We start from the raw sequence: 23244 nt of genomic DNA, 5'->3' as shown, positions 1-23244 counted from the left end.
GACCAGAGATATGAAAAAAGTATCTTACTATATACCATTACTGTTATCAGGATTAGCGCTGATGAGCAGTTGCCAGAAAGACTTCCTGGATAAGGCGCCGCAAACGGAAGTGGAGCCCGGGAAATTCTTCAACACGGAAAAAGACCTGGAAATTTATACAAATGGATTTTACGCTTACCTTCCGGGTACCTCTGTATATTCCGACGACTGGAACAGCGATAATGTAGAGTCATCGAACAGCGACCTGGTAGCGGGCCGTTTAACGCTGCCTACCAGCGCAGGCGACGCCGGTTGGACCTGGGACAGGCTACGGAATATCAACTTCTTCCTGGAAAACTACTCCCGCGCTAATACTCCCGCGGAAACAAAAGCCAGGTATGCCGGCATTGCAAGGTTCTTCAGGGCTAATTTTTACTTTGATAAGGTGAAACGTTTTGGAGATGTTCCCTGGTACAGCACTTCCCTGAACGAAAGCAGCCCGGAATTATACAATCCAAGAACCCCGCGTAAACAGGTGATGGATTCTATTATTGCTGATATTAATTACGCGATAGATCATCTGTCGGCTACCCGCAGCATCAGCCGTGTAACGAAATGGACCGCATTGGCGCTCAAGGCACGGGTATGCCTGTACGAAGGCACTTACCGCAAATACCATTTCAATGACCCTTCTTCCAAAACCTTGCTGGAAGAGGCCGCCGATGCGGCTTCCGCATTGTTTACCAGCGGGTATAAATTATACAGCACCGGCAGGCCGGATAAAGACTACCTGAACCTGTTTGCAGCCGATGCAGCGAATACCGATGAGTTCATCCTGGCGGAAGTTTATGATAATGCTTTACAGAAAAGACATGCTGCAAACGGCGTGTTCACTGTTTCTACGCTGGCTTTGCCCGGTTATACGAAATCGTTTGTTGATGGATTCCTGATGAGCGATGGAACGCCGTTCTCCGCACAGCCGGGATATGCAACCAAAACATTCTTCGAAGAAACTCAGAACCGCGATCCGCGTATGGCGCAGATCATCCGCACTCCCGGTTATATGCGTACAGGCACTACCCGCAAACTGGTAACGGATTTTACAGTCTCGCTCACCGGCTACCAGGGCGTTAAATTTGTGACCGGTACAGACCAGGATGCTTATAACACAAATACTAACGATCTTCCTGTTTTCAGGTATGCGGAAGTATTGTTGAATTATGCAGAAGCAAAAGCGGAACTGGGAGAGCTGACCCAGGCCGAAGCCGACAGATCAGTTAACCTGATCCGCGCACGTGCAGGCATGCCGCCGCTAAAGGTGGATAATATCATATCCGATCCGCAACTGGTAGACCTGTATGGCAACCTGCCGCCGGTTATCCTGGAAGTAAGAAGAGAACGCCGTATAGAACTGGCCGCAGAAGGCTTCCGGTACCAGGACCTGATGAGATGGAAGAAAGGCGCATTGCTGGCAAGAACCTTTTACGGCATGTATTGCCCGGCTAAAGGAGAAATGGACCTGGATGGCGATGGCAGCCCGGATGTAGCCATCGTAGATAAGAAACCGGATGTTACCAAGCCCAATGTGCAGTATTATATCATGAACGATAAACAATTGAGCGAAGGCACTAAAGGAAACCTGGTAGTATTTCCTTCTGTGAAGAAAACATTCATAGAAGAGAAAAATTATTTATTCCCATTGCCTACCAATGAAATATTATTGAACCCGGCACTCACCCAAAACCCTGGTTGGAAGTAATGATAAAGTTCTATTTCAGAATAATAACAGGAATACTGCTGCTGGCAGCTTTTACGCTGCCTGCGGCAGCCCAGCAGCTTTTTAAGTTTGCAGAGGTAACAGACATACATATAGGAAGTGAAAATTCGGAGGAAGACCTGCAAAGAACAGTGGAAGATATCAATAGCCAACCCGACCTGGCATTCGTGCTGGTATCGGGGGATATCACGGAGTTTGGGGCTGATACGGAATTGAGATTGGCGAAATCCATCCTCGATGGATTAAAGAAACCCTGGTACATCGTTCCCGGAAACCATGATACCAAATGGTCTGAAAGCGGGGGTAATACTTTCCGCAAGGTATTTGGCAGCGAAACGTTTGCATTCAAATACGGCGGCTACCAGTTCATCGGAACCAACTGCGGGCCCAACATGCGCATGGGGCCCGGACAGGTGCCCAGGGAGAATATTGTATGGCTGGATAAAGTGTTGAAAAAAGCGGATAGAGCTACACCGATCATCTATATCAATCATTATCCACAAAATGCAGATCTGAACAACTGGTATGAAGCGATCGACAGGTTGAAGCAGTTTAATATTCAACTGATCATCTGCGGCCACGGACATACCAACAGGCAATATGATTTTGACGGGATTCCCGGAGTTATGTGCCGGTCGAACCTGCGGGCGAAAGACAGCATAGGCGGCTACAATATTGTTACCGTCAGCAATGGCAAAGCGACTTTTGAAGAAAGGACGCCACTTGTTCAGAAGAACCGCCAATGGGCGGAAGTAAGCCTGTTGCAGCCGAAGCAGGGAGAATACGCGCGTCCTTCTTTCGCAGTGAATGATTCTTTCCCCCACGTTAAGGCAGCCTGGGTGTACCAGGATAACAGCGATATGGGAAGCGGGATTGCAAGGTTTGCAGACCTGGCCATCACTACCAACACGGCGGGAGAAGTATATGCCCTGCAGCTGAAAGACGGCAAAAGGAAATGGACATTCCGTACGAAAGGGAAAATATACGCTACGCCTGCAGTGGAAGGAGAGCGGGTAGTTGTTGCTTCTTCCGATGGCAATATCTACTGCCTGAATGCCGGAAGCGGTAAAAAGATCTGGATTTTTAAAACAGATAAACCCATTGTAGCCAGTACCACGATTGTAAATGGTATTGCCTATACCGGCTCGTCGGACGGGCATTTTAGGGCAATAAATGTACAAACGGGAAAACTGGAATGGGACTTCGATCAGGTAAAAGGCTTCGTAGAAGACAAGCCGCTTTACTACCAGGGCAATATTTATTTCGGAAGCTGGGGAAATGATTTCTATGCACTGGACGCAAAGCGCGGCGAGTTGAAATGGAAATGGAACAACGGAGCCAGTAACAGGATGTTTTCTCCAGCCGCCTGCTGGCCTGTTGCGGCCAACGGCAGGGTGTTCATCGTGGCGCCCGACAGGTATATGACAGCTTTCGACGCTGCAACGGGTAAGGTGGTCTGGCGGAAAACCATTCCCGATACCCGGGTACGTGAATCGATAGGCCTGTCGGCCGATGGCGCAGATGTACTGGTAAAAACCATGGAAGGCAGATTGTACGGCGTATCCAGTACTGCCGACAGTATGCAGTTCAACTGGCAGGCTGGTATTGAAATGGGGTATGAACTGGATCCCGCGCCGGCTGTTGACTACGAAGGAGTGATCTATATTCCGACCCATTCGGGAGTTGTATATGCTATTGACCGTAATACCCATTCGCTGATCTGGAAATATAAACTTTCCAATTGCCTGGTAAATACCGTGCTTCCAATTGGCGGTAAACAGGTACTGTTCAGCACAATGGACGGAAAACTTGTGCTTATTAAATTTTAGAGCAGTAAAGAGTGAAGACAGGGGCGCCGGTTTCCCGGCGCCTTTTTTCGTATACCCCCATACTTCTTACCCCTGTTCTGCGTTTATAAGGGTATATTTGTGCCGTTTTTATCAGTTCAATTATGAATGCATCCATATTGGCCAGGCTCGAGTCCTCTCGTAAAGAGTTGCTGGATCTGGGGCTTAGGAATCCATTGTTAAACTATAAGTTACCTGCCAGCAAGGGTTTACATATTGTAGATGAGCAAGCTGCCGCGATTTACGATATACTTGTACGGGAAAACAAAACCATGTCTTTTTTAGGTCGTCCGGTTTCCAAACCAGATGAAAAAGATACTGTGCCCTACAACGAACCAGTAACAAAAGAAGCTTTAACAGATACACGTTTACAGACGAACGAACTTCAAACAGGGTTGCATACCCGTTTGCTGAATACCTATTATGCCGCCAGGATGAGCATAGAGGAACAGGGGGTGAATATCCTTTACCTGACCCTGGGGATGCTGCATTGGTATGAAGAAGATAATAGCAGGGAACTTCGGCAGGCGCCTTTGCTGCTGATCCCCGTTACCCTGGAAAGATCTGATGCCCGTACCCGTTTCCGGCTGAAATACTCGCAGGAAGAGGTAGGCGCCAATATTTCTTTACAGGCAAAAATGAAATCAACTTTTAATCTTCAGTTACCGGATCTTCCTGAAACTGAAGACCTGGATATCACCGGCTACTTCAACCAGATTGCCGCCGTTATTCACGGCATGCCTCGCTGGAAAGTAGAACCGGATGCAATAGAACTGGGATTTTTCTCGTTCGGCAAATTCCTTATCTATAACGATCTTGAAATCGAGAACTGGCAAGACGACCGCGATGTGCTTACACATCCTGTTATGCAGGGCCTCTTTGGAGACGGGTTTGCAGACCAGTTGCCTGCCGTTCCTGAAAACGCTTTCCTGGACAGCACCCATGCAAATGAATTATTCCAGGTAGTGGATGCCGACAGCTCGCAGATCCAGGCTATGCTGGCCGTACAGGAAGGCCGCAACCTGATCATACAGGGCCCTCCCGGAACAGGAAAATCACAAACTATTACCAACATCATAGCCGATGCCATTGGCCGCGGTAAAAAAGTATTGTTCGTTGCCGAAAAGCTGGCGGCGCTGGAAGTGGTAAAACGCCGTCTCGACAACATCCAGCTGGGCGACGCCTGCCTGGAGCTTCACAGCCATAAGGCGAATAAAAAAGAACTGCACCAGGAGCTGCGAAGGGTGCTGGAACTGGGGAAACCGACTATCCAGCAACTGAAGGAAGAAGTGCAATTGCTGGACAGCCTGAGAACGGAGCTAAACAACTATTGCATGGCTGTGAACGGGCCGGTAGCCGACAGCGGTTTAACGGTTCATCAACTGATCGGGTACCTGTTACGGCTAAACGAAGAAATTGCCGGCGTTGCCATGCCGGTGATGGTCATCCCGCAGATCGAATCCTATAATTCGGCCACTATGGCCAAAGCAGCTGCCATGGCCCAACGCATACAATCCTGCCTGCAACAGACAGGATTGCCCAATGCACTCCTGTTCAAGGGTAGTAACCTGACGGTACTTCTACCTCATGAACAGGAACAGCTGGCAAAGAAACTGGCAACATTTGCCGTGCAACTGCAACAGTTGCTGGATACATCCGCCGGCATCAGCGAGAAGATAGGCATTCCTGCACCGGCGAGCGAAGACGGCGTGAATGAACTGATGCAGATCTGCGACTGGCTTGCCAAACAACCCGACCTGCGGGAAATTGATGTAACCCATAAAGCCTGGAAACTGCAGGAAGCGGAACTGATGGAATGGCTGCAGGCCGGTCAGGCTGCTGCTGCAATCCAGCAACAATATGCAGAGATCTTTATCCCCGAAGCCTGGGACCAGGATGTGATGGAGATCCGCCAGGACCTGCTGGCGCATGGCGAAAAATGGTATAAATTCCTGATAGGAGCCTATAAGCGCAGTAACCGCAGGCTGGCTGCTTACTGCAAAGAAAAACTTCCTAAAAGCAATGAAGAGAAATTGCAGTATGTAGATGCGATCATGGAATTCAGGCGCCACGACAAAACTGTTAAAGCGCAGGAAGCCCTGGGCCGTTCATTATTTGGCGGCAAATACCAGCCATCGCAAACCGATTGGGCAATATTGCTTCAAACAGCAACATATGTCCTGGATACCTATAAGCAGATCAGGGAGGGCCAGTTCCCCGAAGCGCTGATCGCCTATATGAACCGGTACCCGGTTTCTATTATCCAGGTTGCCGATATACAATTACTGCAACAAATGCTGGGGCAATACCAGGAGGCGTTTGCAACGGCTTTAAATGCCATGCAATTCCCGGTTGCCGATTTCCCGAAACCATTCGAGGCCCAGCAACAGCTGCTGCAAAAATGGATACACAGGCTCCCGGAAATACACCATGTCATTTCATGGAACAATGTGAAAGAAACAGCGCTCAATGAACAGTGCGGCTTCCTGATCGATATTGCAGAGTCCTGGAATGCAGCAGCGGAAAGGCTAAAAACACTTTTGCTGAAAACCTGGTATGAATACCTGGTTGAGTCGGCAGTTAAAACAAAATCGCCATTGCGGCAATTCGAAAAAGGCAGTCATGAATCCGTGATCGCAGAATTCAGGAAACTGGACCAGTTGAACCTGCAATACAACCGCGCCCGCGCCGCTCTCAAACACTGGGAAGAGCTGCCGCCAATGGACGCAGGCGGCCAGGTGAACATCCTGCGTACAGAATTTAACAAGAAAGCCCGCCATATGCCTATCCGCAGGCTGATGCAGGAAGCGGGGCTGGCTATACAGGCCATCAAACCGGTGTTTATGATGAGCCCCTTGTCTATTGCCAATTTCCTGCCGCCGGCAGCCCTGGAGTTTGACCTGGTAGTATTTGATGAGGCCAGCCAGGTAAAGCCGGTAGACGCATTGGGCGCCATTTTGCGGGGGAAACAACTGATAGTGGTAGGCGATAATAAACAGTTGCCGCCAACCAGCTTCTTTGATTCACTTACCCGGGAAACAGATGACGAGGAAAACGTAACGGCAGATATGCAGAGCATCCTGGGGCTTTGCGATGCACAAGGAGCGCCACAACGAATGCTGCGCTGGCATTACCGCAGCCGGCACGAATCGCTGATCGCGCTTTCCAACCAGCAGTTCTATGATGGAAAACTGGTGATCTTCCCAGGTCCGGGCTCGAACGATCAGAAAGGTTTGCTGTTCAGGCACCTGAAAGATACCATATACGACAGGGGTAAAACCCGCTCCAATCCTAAAGAAGCAGAGATTGTGGCAGATGCGGTGATGGAGCATGCAAAGAAATATCCGCAACAGAGTTTGGGAGTAGTAGCCTTCAGTACCGCACAACGACAGGCCATCACCGATGCGCTGGAAGAACGGCGCAGGGCTCAACCCGAGCTGGAACCTTATTTTGCCGCACATGCTGATGAGCCATTCTTCGTAAAGAACCTCGAAAATGTGCAGGGAGATGAAAGGGATGTTATCTTCATTTCTATCGGTTACGGGCGTACGGAAACGGGAAATGTTTCCATGTCGTTCGGTCCGCTGAACAATGAAGGAGGAGAAAGACGGCTGAACGTACTGATCACAAGGGCAAAAAGCCGCTGCGTTGTGTTCACCAACATTACCGCAGATGATATTGACCTGGGTAAAACCCAAAGCGAAGGTATAAAGGCCCTGAAGAGTTTTCTCTACTTTGCCCAGCATGGAAAATTATTTGAATCGGAAGACAGTATAAAGGCCGATAGCCTGCCATTTGAATCGCATGTTGCAGCCAAGCTGGAAGCAATGGGGTATACGGTGAGGCGGCAGTTAGGCTCCAAAGGTTTTTATATAGACCTGGCTGTTGTAGATCCATTGCATCCGGATAAATATCTTATTGGCATATTGTGCGATGGAGCGGCCTATGATGCTGCGAGGTCGGCGAGGGACAGGGACCGGTTGCGTCACCAGGTGTTAACCGCCATGGGATGGAAGCTCTACCAGGTATGGAGCGCCGATTGGCTGCGCGACCCGGTGAGGGCGTTGCAACAATTGGTTGCCGCAATAGAAACAGAGCGGCAACAAAGCAATGAAACTAAAGATCAGCCGATAGAGGAAGAACAGATCGCAAATATCACCAGGGAAACGGTGCTCAGCGATGAAGACCCGATCCCGGTTTATGAAACCGCTATATTGCCCCCGGCGATCGGCCTGCAGGAATTTCACCAGCATAGCATAGGGCAGTTGTGCGATTGGGTGCAACAGGTGGTGGCGGTAGAAAGCCCGGTGCATTTCGATGAAGTGACCCGGAGGATGGTAGAAGCGGCAGGCATCACCAGGGTAGGGCCAAGGATCCGCGAGATATTGCGTCATGCAGTGCGCCATGCGGATGCCAGTAAAAGGATCAAGATCAAAGGGCAGTTCCTGTGGGATAATGCCCAGCGCCCGCCGGTTATCCGCAACCGCAGCCAGTTGCCGGCTGCTGCCAGGAAGATCGGTTATATCGCTTCAGAAGAAATGGCCCTGGCGCTTGAGCGGATCGTGAAAGATGCTATCGCTATTCACCGGGACGACGCTATAACAATGACTGCCCGGATGTTTGGTTTTAACAGGGTAACAGAAGATATTAAAGAGGAGATAGGGAAGACGATTGATAATTGTATAGAAGAAAAGAGATTAACAGAAGAAGGAGAATTCCTCAAAGCATAAAAAGAAACAGCCTGGTGATTAAAACGCCAGACTGCTTTTTTTAATGCGCTCTTGCAATCAACCGGGTTGGCACAAATTCACTTGTCGTTGTTGGTCCACCGCTCAATGGAGGCCTGCAACTCCTCTTCTGTTTCTGGCAGATGGACTTTTAATCCCCGGTGAATACGGGCTTGTATGTTTTCTGCAAATGGCCTGAATGTTTCGTTATATTTTTCAAACGCAATGTTATAATCCTCGTTGGCCTGCATTTCCTTTGCGAGGAGTGTTGCGCCCTGCAATGCCAGGCTGGTACCCATTCCGGTGAAAAAGCTCGGGGCATGCGCGGCATCGCCAACCAGGGCCACACGGCCCTTAGTCCATGTTGGCATATGGATCTGGCAGGCTTCATCGAAATACAGGTTCTCTGAGTGTCTCATGGTATCTAAAATCTCAGGGATCTTCCAGTTCGTATTACCGGAAAAGTATTGTTCCAGGATCTGTTTGTGTTGTTCATGATCCCGGTAATTCCAATCCAGTTTCGGCGCCCTGAAAACCAGTATGGCATTTGCTGCGTCCTTGAATTGATAGATCACTGCCTGTTTTCCCAGTTCCCGGTATATTAATCCTGTGTTCTTTGGCCTGCCCGTTTGAATATGATCGGCTTTGGCAAAAGCAAAGTAAACGCCGAAGAATTTTTTGAAATTTTCTTCAGGGCCAAAAACAAGCTCCCGGACGATGGAATGCGTACCATCTGCGCCGATCACAAAATCAAAACTACCCCGTTCTCCATTTTCAAAACCAACTTCTACCTGGTCTTTATGCTGAACCAGCGTGGCGATGCTGTTGCCGAAAATAAACCTGACTTCCTCCTTCGGCACAATATCATAAAGGATGTCCAGCAGGTCGCCCCGGTGAATTTCGATATCGCCCAGGTATTCTGCCTGTTTATTTAATGAGAACGTGGTTAATGTTTTATCGTTGGCATCTACAATTTCATCGGTATGCACAAATTCACCGGCCTTGATCTTGTCGTATATACCAAGTTCCCGGACAATATCCAGGGCTTCGCCGCGAACGTCGATAGGAGAGCCTCCTTTTCTCAGTTCTTTCCCTAACTCTGTAACCGTTACCTGGTAGCCGAATTTGTTTAACCAGCAGGCTAGCGTCAACCCCGCGAAACTTGCACCTGATATCAACACTTGTTTTTTCATCGCTTTACATTTTTTAGCGCTTAACTGTAAAAAAATCCATGATGATGTAAAAGTAGTTGTAGTTTTATGAATAAAATATTCGATTAACTAATAAAAATAGTCGGAAAACATGGGCAGGAAAATGGATCCAAGGATCCTTCGATATGCAGGCAGAGTGGGATTGTCGCTGGAAAAAGAGTTGCAATATTTAGATGTCAACTTCTTTAACGCCTTCACCTTTTTCCCGGATATGGCTATGCACTTCGGTTCTTTTATTGTGAAAAAGAATTTTGTACGCCAAACGGGTGCATCGGCCATTGATAACAGTATAGGATTCCTGTTCTACAACATCTTTGAAGATAACGCTCCCTCTGCGGCCGATAAGCAGAAAGCCAGGCCGCCAGCTGATCCGCCTTTTGTACGCATATTTCCATTTTCCATCAGCCAAAAGATCCAATTTGTCAGGAACGCCAGGGTAACGCATGTTTCGATCAGCATCAGTGCAGATTATCTGAAAAGTTTCCTGAAAGAAGAAACGGAATACTTCCGGTTCCTGTTCGACAGCACCAACAACTTCCTGGTGGAGGAACTAATGACCGACGACATCCTGCGCACCGTCAACGACATTGTAAAAAAAGAGGAACCAGGTGCGTTGAAAAGTTATTACTATAAGATGAAGGCGATGGAATTGCTTTTCTACCTGTTCGAAAGCCTGCGGAAGCGGGAGGAAGCTGCACACCAACCGCTAAGCGAGCGGGAAATAAAAGCTGTATACCAGGTACGCGATAAAATGGTTTCCTCATTGAGTGAGCCTACCAGCATTGATGAATTGAAAAGAATTGCGGGGATGAACGAACTTAAGCTGCGCAGGATCTTCACGCAGGTTTTCGGAATGGGGATCTATGACTATTACCAGCATTTACGCATGAAAGAGGCTGCCCGGCTTTTGCGCGAGGAGAAGTTGTCAGTATCTGAAGCCGGCTACCGGATGGGATTTGAAAACCTGGGTCATTTTACCCGGGTGTTCGAGAAACATATAGGCAAGAAGCCGAAGAAATATAGCAATGACTTTAAATAGTTGCGGCGTTGATCATTTACCTTGCCTGGCGGGAGTTCCCGGGCGAAGCATCACAGGGTTTGAAAACACCGCATACTGATACTGCCATTCTGTATCTCTTCATACGTGAATTGAATATCTTCTCCTTTATTAACCAGGCCTAAAGTATAGATCATTGGCAGGTAGTGATCGTTGGTAGGGATCGACAGCATCGCTTCTTTTCCCAGTTGCTGGTAATTGACCAGGTCGTGGAACGCATGTTCAGATAACTTCTCTTTAACCGTCTGGTCAAAAGCGATGGCCCAGTCGTATGGTTTGGCATTGTCTGCAAATACCACCTGCCGGAGGTTATGTACAATATTGCCGCTGCCTATTATGAGCACGCCTTTTTTCCGGAGAGCTTTCAATTCTGCAGCCAGTTTAAAGTGGTACTCGGGCGATTGGTAAAAATCGATGCTCAATTGGAACACAGGAATATCCGCGTTCGGGTACATATGCCGGAGCACCGTCCAGGCGCCATGATCCAGTCCCCATTTCTCATCTTCCACAACATTTACAGACGTGATCAGGTTTTTGGTTTCCCTGGCCAGTTCCGGGGAACCTGGCGCCGGGTATTGCACGGCATACAAGGCTTCGGGGAAGCCGCCGAAATCGTGTATGGTAGGAGGGTATGGAGATACGAGTACATGGGTGCCGCGGGTGAGCCAGTGGGCGGAGATCACCAGTATAGCGGTTGGGCGCCGGGAAACATTTTTTCCCATCTGGCCCAGGGCCCTGGTGAAAGCATTATCACTGATCCCGTTCATAGGGTTGCCATGACCTATGAACATCACGGGCATTTCATCAGTGCTTTTATAATCGCTGGTAATGTTTTTCAGATCGCTTAGCTGCATAACTAGTCCTTATTATCAAACTGTTTCACAAAATCTTCCAGGGTCATATCAGCCAGTTTCTGCAACAGTACGCCTTCCAGCTCATCGTAGAGATTATCGAGGTGTTGGTTGATCTGCCGGCCGATGGGACATTCGGGGTTAGGTTTGTTCTTGCTGTTTCCCAGCAGGGAGGATTGTTGAACGGCATGGTAAACTTCGGAGAGCAATATCTTTCCTGCCGGCCGGGCCAGGGTTGCGCCGCCGTTCTTTCCTTCCTTGCTTTCGATTATACCATGTTTGCGCAGGTTGCTGAGTTCTTTCCGTACCAGTACAGGGTTGATGTTAATGCTTCCTGCCAGGTAATCGGACGATTTCAGGCCATTATCGTCGCTTGCCAGTAACGTGAGGATGTGCAGGGATATGGGAAACCGACCGTTGTTCATACTGTAATTTACTTTATTACAGTACAAAGGTACTGAAAAATTACCGATGCGTAAAGAAATAGATGATGCTGGCAATGATAAGCGCCAGGAGGAATAGGGCTATTACATAACCATTCCGGCCGGGCGGTCGTACCAGGGCAACGAGGTTCCTGGATTTCAGCAGGGATTCGACGGTTTCTTTAGCCTCTTTCAGGGAAACATTGACGCCTGGGAGCTTATTCATTTCTGTGCGATAGTATTTTATAGCGCTGATCTTGCCTGAATTGATACAAAGCTGGATAGTGTTTTCTTCTATAGATTTCCGGGTAGAGGCGATTTTGCCGGCAACGGGGCCGGTCAGGCTGCTGAGATCCCTTTTGCATGTTGGGCAGACAGAGGAAGTTGTAAGTACGTTGGTACCGGGTGTGGAATATGTTTCGCTGCCGCACCAGGGGCATGATTGTTCAGTGCTCATTAATATGTGGAACTTTTTATAACAGCCTATAAGTTAACAAAAACATTCGGGAAATTGGCGGAATAAACATAAAAAGTCCCTATTCTGACATATTCTATTAAAAGAGTGCAAAAATCGAATATAAAATACTTTTATATTAAATTTTTGCACTCTTTAAACGGTTGTTATTTTTTAAGATGGCTGGCAAAAGCCTTCCTGAATTTCTCCAGCTTCGGGCGGATCACCATCATACAATAAGGTTGCGAACCGTTTTGATTGTAATAGTTCTGGTGGTAATCTTCCGCTACATAAAATTTATCCAGCGGCGCGATCTGGGTAACGATAGGTTTATCGTAGGCTTTTGATTCGTCCAGTTTCTTTGTATAGAACTCGGCTTCCTCTTTTTGTTCTTTATTGGCGTAGAAGATCACGCTCCTGTACTGGGTACCTACGTCGTTGCCCTGCCTGTTAAGCTGGGTTGGGTCGTGGCTCAGGTAAAATGCCTGCAATAGCTCGTTATAGCTGATCTTATCCGGATCGTAGGTCACACGGATCACTTCCGCATGCCCGGTTGTGCCGGTACAAACCTGCTCGTAGGTTGGATTGGGAACATTTCCGCCCGCGAACCCTGACTCTACCTTCAATACGCCGTCGAGGCTCTGGAACTGGGCTTCTGTACACCAGAAACACCCTCCTCCGAATACTGCCGTTGCCGTTTTTCCTTTTGCTTCCATATCGTCTGGTACTTTGTCGCTCTGCTGAGCGCAGGCAAATAATGCCATTGCGATCAGGCTCATAAAGATGAAATACTTTCTCATAAAATTAATTTTAAAAAAAATACGGCTGTCCATTTCTGTTCAAATTCAATACTGTGGCTACATTGCAGAGGATTAAATGTACTTTGTCCTATTTTTCTTACTTATAATTTACGTAATAAATGAGGCAAAAGAGCAGACAAGTTAGTAACTTTAACGTTCTTTTGCAGTTTGAAGGAACCCAAAGGCAACTGGAGCCGCCAAAAAAATACATCAGCACAGCAGCAGGAGCAATAAGACAAACCGGTAAAACGGATATGTTTGAAAAACATAATGACAAAACGATGAAGAATTAAGAAACGCATTCCAGCATTTACTTCCCCGCCAATCAGAGTTGGCAACGGCGTCGCACGCCTGATAGTAAACAAATATTACCTTGGCACAACAACACCCCAGCGGTGTGTGTATTACATTAAATAATATCAACTTGAAATATTTTCCTGAGTCTGCGTTAATGCAGTTGGAATTCGATAAAGTTCAGGCATTGCTGCAAGAGCATTGCAAAACAGAATTAGGCAAGGAGATGGCCGCATCCCTGCGCCTGCATACGCATATAGACTATGTTAAAAGCAGCCTTCAACAGGCGCACGAATATAAACAGCTCACCCTCCTGCAGGAGAATTTCCCTAATGATCATATTCTTAACCTGAAAAAAGAGTTAAGGTTACTGGAAATTGAAGGAGCTGTATTAACCGGTGAGCAGGCTATGCAGATCCGGAAACTGGCAGAAAGCATGCATGCCATTGTACGGTTCTTTGATCATGACCGCCGCGTGCAATACGCCGGTTTGTATGAAGTGATCAAAGAAACCCACTACGAGAAAAAGATCACCGCTACTATTGATGAGGTGTTGGACGAAATAGGACAGGTAAGGGATAACGCTTCCCAGGAACTGGCGCGTATCCGTATCTCCCTTTTCCGCAAACGCACGGAATTGCGCCGCGTATTTGACCGCATCCTGCAAAAGCTGCAGAAGCTCAACTACCTGGCCGACCAGGAAGAAGCATTTCTCAACGGCCGCAGGGTAGTGGCTATCTACGCCGAAAACAAACGCATGGTGAAGGGGATCATCCACGGCGAATCCGATACCCGCAAAACTGCTTTCCTGGAACCGGAAGAAACCATTGACCTGAACAATGATATACAATCGCTGGAACGTGACGAGAACCGTGAAGTATACCGCATCCTCAAGGCAATGACCGCGCAGCTCAGCAGCTATTCAGGTTTGCTGAACAGTTACTACAACATCCTCGGCACTTTCGACTTCATCAGGGGTAAAGCTAAATTAGCCCTGGATATGGATGCGCATTATCCTAACCTGGTAGCGAATTCGGAACTGAACCTGGTACAGGCCTACCATCCTTTGCTGTTGTTGTACAACCGCAAGAACCAGAAACCAACGATCCCGGTAAGCGTGACCCTCAACAAAGACGCGCATATTCTCGTGATCAGCGGACCTAACGCCGGCGGTAAAACGGTTACCCTGAAAACAATAGGCCTGATACAATTAATGGTGCAGGCCGGGTTGCTGGTGCCCGTTCATCCAACCTCCCAGATAGGCATCTTCAAACAGTTAATGATCCATATAGGCGATACACAATCGTTGGAATTCGAACTAAGTACTTACAGTTCTCACCTGAAGAACATGAAGTATTTCATGGAGAACGCTAACGGGCGTACGCTTTTCTTCATCGATGAACTGGGTAGCGGTTCCGATCCTAATCTCGGAGGGGCCTTTGCAGAGGTGATCATGGAAGAACTGGCGAAGAAACACGCCGTAGGTGTGGTAACAACCCACTACCTGAACCTGAAAGTGATGGCCAATAAGGTGAAAGGTATCGTCAACGGCGCAATGGGCTTCGATGAAAAGACACTCATGCCAATGTATAAACTGATGGTTGGTAAACCAGGCAGCTCGTATACCTTCTCCATCGCCGAACGCATAGGCTTGCATCCAGCTCTCATCGCACGTGCAAAGAAACTCGTGGATGAAGGACATTTCCAGCTGGATAAGCTACTCAACAAAGCAGAACAGGACCTGCAGGCTGTTGAGCAGAAAGAAAAAGAACTGCAAAAACTGCTGAAAGAAAATGAAAGGCTGAAGAAAGAGTACGAAGTACTGGCCGATAAAGAAAGGAAGCACCAGCAGTACACTTTATTGAAATTGCAGAATAAGATCAAGGAAGATGACCTTCAGTACCTGAAGGACATGGAACGCAAGTTGAAACAGATAGTGGTCGAATGGAAACGCAACGACGATAAGAACAAAGTGATCAAACTGGCTGAGATCCTGCTTTTCAGGCGAAGAGAGAAACAGCAGAATGAACAGTTGAATAAAAAGGTACAGGAGAAGTTTGAAGAAGTAGCGGGCGATATTGCCGTTGGCATGCAGGTGAAGATCAAAACCAACCGCCAGGTAGGAACAGTGTTGGAATTGCGCGACAAGCGCGCTATCGTCAAGATCGGGAACATTCCTATCAACGTGAAATTAAGCGACCTTGTACAGGTAAAAGAAAGACCGGTAGAAAAAGCGGATGAACAGAAGGGATAAGTATTATTTATATACTTATAGATGGTATGAATAATTATATCGGCTAACTTTACTCATTAAATTACCCAAAAAGTTATACACCCATGATAGAGGAAGTGAGTGTTGCAACGCGTATTTCGGATACACAGGTTTATAATTGTGACTATGCAGATGGCGCCCCGTTCCTGGTTTCAGAATGGCAAGGGTGTGAGTTGAGCGCCAATGAAATGAATGTACCCCATCGTCATAATGGTTATAGTATTGGTATACTGATAAAAGGAAAGATGAGGCAGACGCTCGACTTCAAACAATATGAAGTGAAAGCGCCGGCGTTGATATTAATGGAGCCTAACCAGGTGCATCAGCACACGATGGAGCCGGGCGTTGAACTGATAGATATTTATTTTGAAGAAGAGTTCATGGTGCCTGAAATGGCGGGAGTTATTTCCTGCTGGCGTTGTGTGTTTGCCTCCGGCATTATCCCTTTGAACAATGCACAACTGGAAGAAGTATTGTCGTATGCCCGGTTGATGATGCGGGAATCAGACAACAATAATCTTAAAAGAGATGTAGTGATCCGTTCTTTACTCTCTGCATTTGTTGTTGTAGTGGCCCGCATCGGGGAACCATCCGGCGAATGGATGGCAGGCGAAAGCACCCGGCACAATATGGTACGCCAGTTTAAAATGTTGGTAGATCGCCATTATCACGAGAAAACACAGGTCTCTGATTATGCGGAAATGTTGTATGTATCGCCTGGCCATTTAAATGATACGGTGAAAGAATTGCTTGGAAGGAATGCGAAATTTCTTATAGACGAGAAACGGATTATGGAAGCAAAACGCCTGCTGTACTGGGGCGAGCATTCAGTGAAGCAGATCGCTGCAAGGTTGAATTTTGAGGATGATGCTTACTTCAATCGTTTCTTTAAAAAGCATTCAGGATATACTCCCGCATCTTTTCAAAAGAGTATCCGTGAAAAGTACAATTAAACCCGTAATAATTTAAACGTCCGTTAACTTTAAATATCTATTTTTGCATTGTATTTAATTTAATGATGCTGCCCGTGCATCATTAAAAAATTGAAAACCGATGAGAATTTTTTAGCGGCCAACCGCAAATCTTCTATTTCTTTTTTACGGAAGTAACAAAGTAGTATACCTGTACGTATAATGTGCTGTAACATTATACCGTAGTTGCGTATCGTATCAACTACTGTCGTTCCGTTCTTACAACACCCAACTGCTGTCACTTATTGATTGCTGCGATACATGCACGTTTTGAACCGTATATGAATCGTATCTGGGTTTTTATTGTTTCAGATGTTTTAAAAAAAGTAGTATGAATTCATTGAGATCAACATTAACAAAATTGCCAGCAGGCATACTCTATAGCGCAATCATCCTCGCTGTACTGTCAGGATGCAGTGCATCCCAGGCTAAAACTGAAGCGCCGCCACTGGCAGCTTTACCTGTAATTAAGGCGTCTGTAATTCCTGCCACAACGTTCCAGGATTTCCCTGCTTCCATAGAGGGAACCCGTGATGTGGAAATCAGACCGCAGGTCGACGGCTACCTGACGAGCATTTCAGTAGACGAAGGTGAGTACGTTAGAAAAGGTCAAACACTTTTCACTATCGACAGAAGGCCTTATGTAGAGCAACTCAACAATGCCACCGCAAATTTACAAGCTGCAACAGCGGCATTGGAGAATGCACAGATCAACGTCGACAAATTGAAACCGCTGCTTAGTAATAACGTGGTATCGGATGTTCAGTTAAAATCCGCCGAAGCAAATTACAATTCAGCGAAAGCCAATGTTGCCCAGGCACAGGCCCAGGTAGAAGCCGCCCGTATCAACCTTGGGTTCACAAATATTACCGCACCCAGCGATGGTTATGTAGGTAGTATCCCCTTTAAAACAGGAAGCCTTGTTAGCAGGGGAATGACAGGCGCGTTGACTACTCTCTCTGAAGTAAAGGATATGCGTGTTTATTTTTCTTTGAGTGAAACCGATTTCCTCAAATTCAAGGAAAAATATCCGGGTAACAGCATTGCTGAAAAAGTAAAAGGAATGCCACCGGTAGAATTAATCCTGGCAGATGGAAGCGTTTATCCTGAAAAAGGAAAAGTTGAAATAGTGGAAGGACAGTTTGATAAAACTATTGGTGCAATCAGCTTACGTGCCAGCTTTCCTAATGCTCAGGGAATACTCAGAAGCGGTAGCACCGGTAAAGTCAGAGTACCTACTTTACATGATGCAGCATTGGTAGTTCCCCAGGAAGCCACATTCGAACTGCAGGACAAAGTGTTCGTTTATACAGTGGCCGATAGTAATAAAATCGTTACCAAACCACTCACCATTTCCGGCAAAACGCCTAATTACTATTTTGTTACTGATGGCGTAAAGGTGGGGGATAAGATCGTATTATCTTCTCAATCTACCCTGATGATGGGCGGTTTAAAAGATGGCGTTGTTATCCAGCCACAAATGGTATCTATAGATAGTTTGTTGAAAGCCAAGCCGCTGCTTTGATATAATTAAGCAGGAAAGCGCGCTGGCGCTAAGAACAAACGTTTACACAAAACATTATTCAAATCGCGACGCAGGCAGTGTTGTTGTTACACACATGCACTGTTTGTGTTCGTGCGGGCATACCGCAACCCATAATTGTTATTTATGTTAAAACGATTTATTGAAAGGCCGGTGTTATCTACGGTTATTTCTATTATATTGGTTATACTGGGAGGGTTGTCTTTATTCTCCCTGCCTACGGCTTTATTTCCCGAGATTGCGCCGCCATCTGTACAGGTGATAGCCAATTACCCCGGCGCCAACGGGGAGGTGATAGCCCGTACAGTTGCTACCCCGATAGAAGAATCGGTAAACGGTGTGGAGAACATGACGTACATGACCTCCAATTCCAACAACGACGGTAGCTACATCCTCACAGTTTATTTTAAACAGGGAACGGACCCTGATATTGCGGCAGTAAACGTACAAAACCGCGTATCAAAAGCTAATAGCCAGCTGCCCCCGGAAGTATTACAAGCAGGGCTTTCTACACAGAAAGTACAGAGCAGCTTCCTGATGTTTGTGGCGATATATAGTGAGGATAGCGTTAAATATAACGAACTGTTCTTAAACAACTACGCAAGAATTAATATCATCCCTCAGTTACAACGTATACCAGGGGTGGCACAGGTACAGCCATTTGGTGCAAAAGATTATTCAATGCGTATCTGGTTGAAGCCCGACAGGCTTGTTGCTAATAATCTTTCTACAACAGAAGTGATGAATGCGATCAAAGATCAGAACGTAGAAGCTGCACCAGGGCGTTTGGGACAAAGTAGTAAAGAATCTTTCGAGTATATTATCAAGTACAAGGGAAAGTTAAATAAGCCTGAAGAGTATGAAAATATGGTGATTAAGGCGAATACCGATGGTTCTGTTCTTCGCCTTAAAGATTTGGCCAGGGTTGAACTTGGCGGCTATACTTATACTGCCTCGAATTTGCTCAATGGCAAACCGGCTACCGGTTTTGGTATCGTGCAAACACCGGGTTCCAATGCCAATGAAATTCTCACCGAACTGGAACGACAGATAGACGAATTTGACAAGGCGTTACCCGAGGGTATGAAGTTTAAGATAATGTACAACTCGAAAGAGTTTCTGGATGCATCTATAGACCAGGTAAAAGAAACACTGATCATTGCGTTCATCCTGGTGGCTATCGTGGTTTTTGTTTTCCTGCAAGACCTGCGCTCAACATTGATCCCGGTAATTGCCGTTCCTGTTTCGATTATAGGTACCTTCTTCTTCTTACAATTATTCGGCTTTAGCATTAACCTGCTTACCTTGTTCGCATTGGTACTGGCTATTGGTATTGTGGTGGATGATGCGATTGTGGTTGTAGAGGCCGTACACTCGACGATGGAACGAGAGCACTTGCCGGCAAGAGAGGCAACAGTTAAAACGATGAGTGAGATATCGGGTGCGATTGTTTCGATCACGTTGGTAATGGCAGCCGTATTTATACCAGTGAGCTTTGTACAAGGTCCGGCGGGCGTATTCTATAAACAATTCGCCTTTACACTGGCCATTGCAATCTTTATTTCTGCGATAAATGCGTTAACGCTAAGCCCGGCCTTGTGTGCTTTATTCTTAAAGAACCAGCATATAGGCGAAGGCGGAAAGAAAAAAGGCTTTGGCGACCGCTTCTTCTATGCGTTTAATACCGCTTTCAATGCCATGACGGCAAGGTATATACGTAGCGTCAGATTCCTGCTGAAGAACAGGTGGGTGGCTATCACCGGATTATTGCTGGTGGTGGTGGCTACAGTTTGGCTGATCAAAAAAACACCTACCGGGTTTATTCCGGATGAGGACCAGGGATTCGTAGTTGGTATAACTCAAACACCTCCAGGTAGCTCACTTAGCAGAACGGAGAATGCAACGAGCCAGATCAGTAAAATTACGATGACCGATGAGGGTGTGAGCGATGTATGGGCTGCAAACGGGATGAACTTCGTAACAAATGCGAACGCTTCCCCTAATGCCGCAATATTTGTAAGGTTAAAAGATCGTAAAGAGAGAGGCGTTGTAAAAGACCCTACTGCCATTGCAGGCGGTTTGTTAGGCAAATCAACGCAAGTACATGACGCCCTCACTTTCTTTGTTGGATTCCCAACAATACAGGGCTTCGGTAACGTGAGCGGGGTAGAAATGATGTTGCAGGACAGAACAAACGGATCGCTGGAAAAATTAGCGGGAACGGCATGGGGTTTTGTTGGCGCATTAACTCAGCGCCCGGAAGTGGCAAGCGCGTTCACTACTTTTAATACAGGTAACCCACAATACACAATTGATATAGATGATGTGAAAGTGAAACAATTGGGTGTATCAGTTGGCGATTTGTTGAATACGCTGCAAACCTATTACGGTAGTAGTTTCGTTTCAGACTTTAACCGTTTCGGGAAATATAGCCGCGTAATGGCGCAGGCTGATATTTCATACCGGATGGATAAAAGTTCGTTGGATGCTATTTATGTAAAGAACAACCTGGGTACAATGGTACCGGTAAGCACAGTGGCCAAATTCACACGTGTATATGGCCCGGAAACAGTTACGCGGAACAACCTGTATAGTGCTGTTACCATTAATGCTACACCCAAACCAGGTTATAGTACCGGTGACGTAATTAAAGCCATTGCGGAAGTATCGAAAAAAGCATTGCCACAAGGATATGCCTATGAGTTTACTGGTATTACGAGGGAAGAGATAAGAGCGGGTAACCAAACTGCGTTCGTGTTTTTATTGAGCGTATTGTTCGTGTTCTTCCTGCTGGCTGCACAGTACGAAAGCTATATCCTGCCGCTGGCAGTAATTCTTACTGTACCTACAGGTATATTGGGCGTATATAGTTTCATTGGCTTTAGCGGCATAGAGGGTAATATCTACGTACAAATAGGTATGATCATGCTGATAGGATTATTGGCTAAGAATGCGATCCTGATCGTGGAGTTTGCCGTACAACGGCGGAAGGCAGGCTATAAGCTTGTTCAGGCAGCATTGGAAGCAGCACAGCTTCGTCTTCGTCCGATATTGATGACTTCCTTTGCCTTTATTGTTGGTATGTTACCATTGATCTTTACACAAGGCGCATCTGCCAAAGGTAACCATTCAATTGGCTGGAGTACTGTAGGTGGCATGTTTACCGGGGTAATCCTGGGGGTATTCATCATACCTGTGCTGTTTGTGATTTTCCAGTTCCTGCAAGAGAAGATCAGCCGTAAGCCAATGGTGGAAGTGAAAGCAGGACATGAGGCAGAGCTGGTACACTAAAATATTAGCATTATCCATTACCAGAATTAGAAAAAAGACAAATGAAAACAAGATATAGCTCATTTTACTTTTTGTTGTTCTCCTTAGTTGTAGGGTTAGCAGCATGCCGGGTTGGCCGCAATTATGAGCGGCCCCCGGTGGCACTACCCGAACAGTATAACAACACAACAGCACCATCAGATAGTAGCATTGCCAGTATTGCCTGGAACCAGTTCTTTACCGATGCAACGCTGCAACAGTTAATAGGTAAGGCACTGACAAGCAACTATGATTTGCTGATTGCAGTTAAAAGGGTAGAAGAGGCTCAATCGTTCTTACGTCAGGCAAAAGCTGCCTGGTTGCCTTCCATTACCGGAACTGCATCTGCAAGTACCAATTTCCCGTCCAAGAACAGTTTCACAGGAATTAACCTGGCGGCTAACAACCTGGGCGATCACCTGGAAGATTTTAACCTGGGCGCAGGTCTTTCCTGGGAGATAGATGTATGGGGAAAGATACGCCGTCAGAAAGAAGCCGCATTGGCCGATTACCTGCAAACCTATGAAGGGCAGCATGCTGTTCAGACAGGGTTGGTTGCTTCGGTAGCTAACAGTTATTTCAACCTGTTAATGCTGGATAACCAGTTGCAGATCGCAAAAAAGAACTTAGCCCTTAGCGATACCGTTGTAAAAATGATACAGCTGCAGAAAGCTGCGGGCGAAGTAACAGAATTGGGCGTTCAACAGGCTATCAGCCAGCGCCAGCAGGCCGAATTATTGGTTCCCCAGTTAGAGCAGGGAATAGCTATCCAGGAAAATGCGCTCCGTATTTTAACGGGCGAGTTGCCTGGCCCGGTTGCCCGTACCAGCCAGTTAAGCAACTATAACGTTCCTGATTTCCTGCCTTCCGGGGTTCCTGCTGAACTGATCAGTCGCCGCCCCGATGTAAGGGCCCAGGAAATGGCCCTGGTAGCCGCTAATGCGAGGGTAGGAGTTGCCCAGGGTAGCATGTACCCCAGCCTCTCTATCACCGCTAGCGGAGGTTTAAATGCCTTTAAAGCCAGCAGTTGGTTCACTATGCCGGCGTCGCTGTTCGGAACCGCGGCAGGTAGTCTTACCCAGCCAATTTTCCAGCGCAGGCAGTTAAAAACCCAGTTGGAAGTGGCTAAGATCCGCCGCGAATCGGCTGTGCTCTCTTTCCGCCAGTCGGCCCTCCAGGCGATCGGGGAAGTGAGCGATGCCCTGATCCGGCTTGATAAAGTGAAATCGCAGCAGGAAATTGCCCGTCGCCAGGTTCAAACCGCCCAAACAGCCATCCAGCAGGCGCAGATGTTGTTTAAAAGCGGTATGGCCACCTATTTGGAAGTAATTACGGCACAGGGAAGGGCTTTACAAGCCGAATTATCCCTGGCGGATATCGACCGTCAACGTTTAAGCGCGATGGTAGACTTCTACAGGGCCTTGGGCGGCGGTTGGAAATAAAAAAGAAGACTGCGAACTACGGATCTAAGGGTAAAAGCATGGAATATTAACCGGATAGCCCAGATCGAAAGCCAGGAAATAGATATTCGCTTAGATCCGTAGGTCGTGAGTCTCAACTTTTTAGGGGTTTAAAGAAAAAAGTGAAAAAAAATTTTTTGATTTACAATCACTTTTATACTTTTGCACTCCACTGGAGAGTTGGCAGAGCGGTCGATTGCGGCAGTCTTGAAAACTGTTGACTGTAACAGGTCCCGGGGTTCGAATCCCTGACTCTCCGCAAAATATTAG

General features: G+C 47.0%; 14 protein-coding genes and 1 tRNA gene. 10 read left to right on the top strand and 5 right to left on the bottom strand.

Annotated features, from left to right (window positions below):
• The first annotated feature begins 10 nt into the window (after positions 1 to 10).
• The 3 genes from BLV62_RS00330 (at position 11) to BLV62_RS00320 (ending at position 8333) form a co-directional block, all read left to right on the top strand.
• Positions 11 to 1738 carry a RagB/SusD family nutrient uptake outer membrane protein gene (locus BLV62_RS00330; RefSeq protein ID WP_089757450.1) on the top strand — a complete coding sequence of 576 codons (1728 nt, stop codon included), beginning with the start codon at positions 11 to 13 and terminating at the stop codon, positions 1736 to 1738.
• Positions 1738 to 3585 carry an outer membrane protein assembly factor BamB family protein gene (locus BLV62_RS00325; protein ID WP_089757448.1) on the top strand — a complete coding sequence of 616 codons (1848 nt, stop codon included), beginning with the start codon at positions 1738 to 1740 and terminating at the stop codon, positions 3583 to 3585. The genes BLV62_RS00330 and BLV62_RS00325 overlap by 1 nt, the downstream gene beginning before the upstream one ends.
• A 122-nt stretch (positions 3586 to 3707) precedes the next feature.
• Entirely contained in the window at positions 3708 to 8333 is a 4626-nt protein-coding gene (locus tag BLV62_RS00320) for a DUF3320 domain-containing protein (protein WP_089757446.1), read from the top strand.
• A 77-nt stretch (positions 8334 to 8410) separates the two neighbouring features.
• Here the strand turns inward: BLV62_RS00320 and BLV62_RS00315 are convergent, their stop codons facing one another.
• Positions 8411 to 9523, bottom strand: coding sequence for an FAD-dependent monooxygenase (locus tag BLV62_RS00315; RefSeq protein WP_089757444.1), 1113 nt, complete (start codon positions 9521 to 9523; stop codon positions 8411 to 8413).
• 109 nt (positions 9524 to 9632) lie between these two features.
• On the opposite strand from BLV62_RS00315, the gene BLV62_RS00310 reads away from it, so the two are divergent.
• Positions 9633 to 10580, top strand: a complete 948-nt coding sequence (locus BLV62_RS00310) for a helix-turn-helix domain-containing protein (RefSeq protein ID WP_089757442.1) — start codon at positions 9633 to 9635, stop codon at positions 10578 to 10580.
• Positions 10581 to 10630: 50 nt separating this feature from the next.
• Here BLV62_RS00310 and ygiD read toward each other — a convergent pair whose 3' ends face one another.
• The 4 genes from ygiD to msrA form a co-directional block, all read right to left on the bottom strand.
• Positions 10631 to 11452, bottom strand: a complete 822-nt coding sequence (ygiD, locus tag BLV62_RS00305) for a 4,5-DOPA-extradiol-dioxygenase (RefSeq protein ID WP_089757440.1) — start codon at positions 11450 to 11452, stop codon at positions 10631 to 10633.
• 2 nt (positions 11453 to 11454) lie between these two features.
• Complete coding sequence (locus BLV62_RS00300; RefSeq protein ID WP_089757438.1) at positions 11455 to 11874, bottom strand: Rrf2 family transcriptional regulator; 420 nt, start codon at positions 11872 to 11874, stop codon at positions 11455 to 11457.
• Between the two features lie 40 nt (positions 11875 to 11914).
• Positions 11915 to 12328 carry a hypothetical protein gene (locus BLV62_RS00295; RefSeq protein WP_089757436.1) on the bottom strand — a complete coding sequence of 138 codons (414 nt, stop codon included), beginning with the start codon at positions 12326 to 12328 and terminating at the stop codon, positions 11915 to 11917.
• Between the two features lie 164 nt (positions 12329 to 12492).
• Positions 12493 to 13125 carry a peptide-methionine (S)-S-oxide reductase MsrA gene (msrA, locus tag BLV62_RS00290; protein ID WP_211117735.1) on the bottom strand — a complete coding sequence of 211 codons (633 nt, stop codon included), beginning with the start codon at positions 13123 to 13125 and terminating at the stop codon, positions 12493 to 12495.
• 424 nt (positions 13126 to 13549) lie between these two features.
• Between msrA and BLV62_RS00285 the strand changes: the two genes are divergently transcribed.
• The 6 genes from BLV62_RS00285 (at position 13550) to BLV62_RS00260 (ending at position 23233) form a co-directional block, all read left to right on the top strand.
• A complete protein-coding gene (locus BLV62_RS00285; protein WP_089757434.1) occupies positions 13550 to 15673 on the top strand; it encodes an endonuclease MutS2 in 2124 nt (707 codons plus the stop codon).
• Positions 15674 to 15756: 83 nt separating this feature from the next.
• A complete protein-coding gene (locus BLV62_RS00280) occupies positions 15757 to 16644 on the top strand; it encodes a helix-turn-helix domain-containing protein (protein ID WP_089757432.1) in 888 nt (295 codons plus the stop codon).
• Positions 16645 to 16993: 349 nt separating this feature from the next.
• Complete coding sequence (locus BLV62_RS00275; RefSeq protein WP_089757430.1) at positions 16994 to 18187, top strand: efflux RND transporter periplasmic adaptor subunit; 1194 nt, start codon at positions 16994 to 16996, stop codon at positions 18185 to 18187.
• 144 nt (positions 18188 to 18331) lie between these two features.
• The gene (locus tag BLV62_RS00270) at positions 18332 to 21496 is read left to right on the top strand and encodes an efflux RND transporter permease subunit (RefSeq protein ID WP_089757428.1); all 3165 of its coding nucleotides are present in this window, start codon (positions 18332 to 18334) and stop codon (positions 21494 to 21496) included.
• 41 nt (positions 21497 to 21537) lie between these two features.
• The gene (locus tag BLV62_RS00265; protein WP_089757425.1) at positions 21538 to 22956 is read left to right on the top strand and encodes an efflux transporter outer membrane subunit; all 1419 of its coding nucleotides are present in this window, start codon (positions 21538 to 21540) and stop codon (positions 22954 to 22956) included.
• A gap of 192 nt (positions 22957 to 23148) precedes the next feature.
• Positions 23149 to 23233 (top strand) — tRNA-Ser (locus BLV62_RS00260).
• Positions 23234 to 23244 lie beyond the last annotated feature (11 nt).

The organism is Chitinophaga terrae (ex Kim and Jung 2007) (assembly GCF_900107795.1).
Lineage (GTDB): Bacteria > Bacteroidota > Bacteroidia > Chitinophagales > Chitinophagaceae > Chitinophaga > Chitinophaga terrae.
This window is presented reverse-complemented; position numbering and strand designations above follow the sequence as displayed.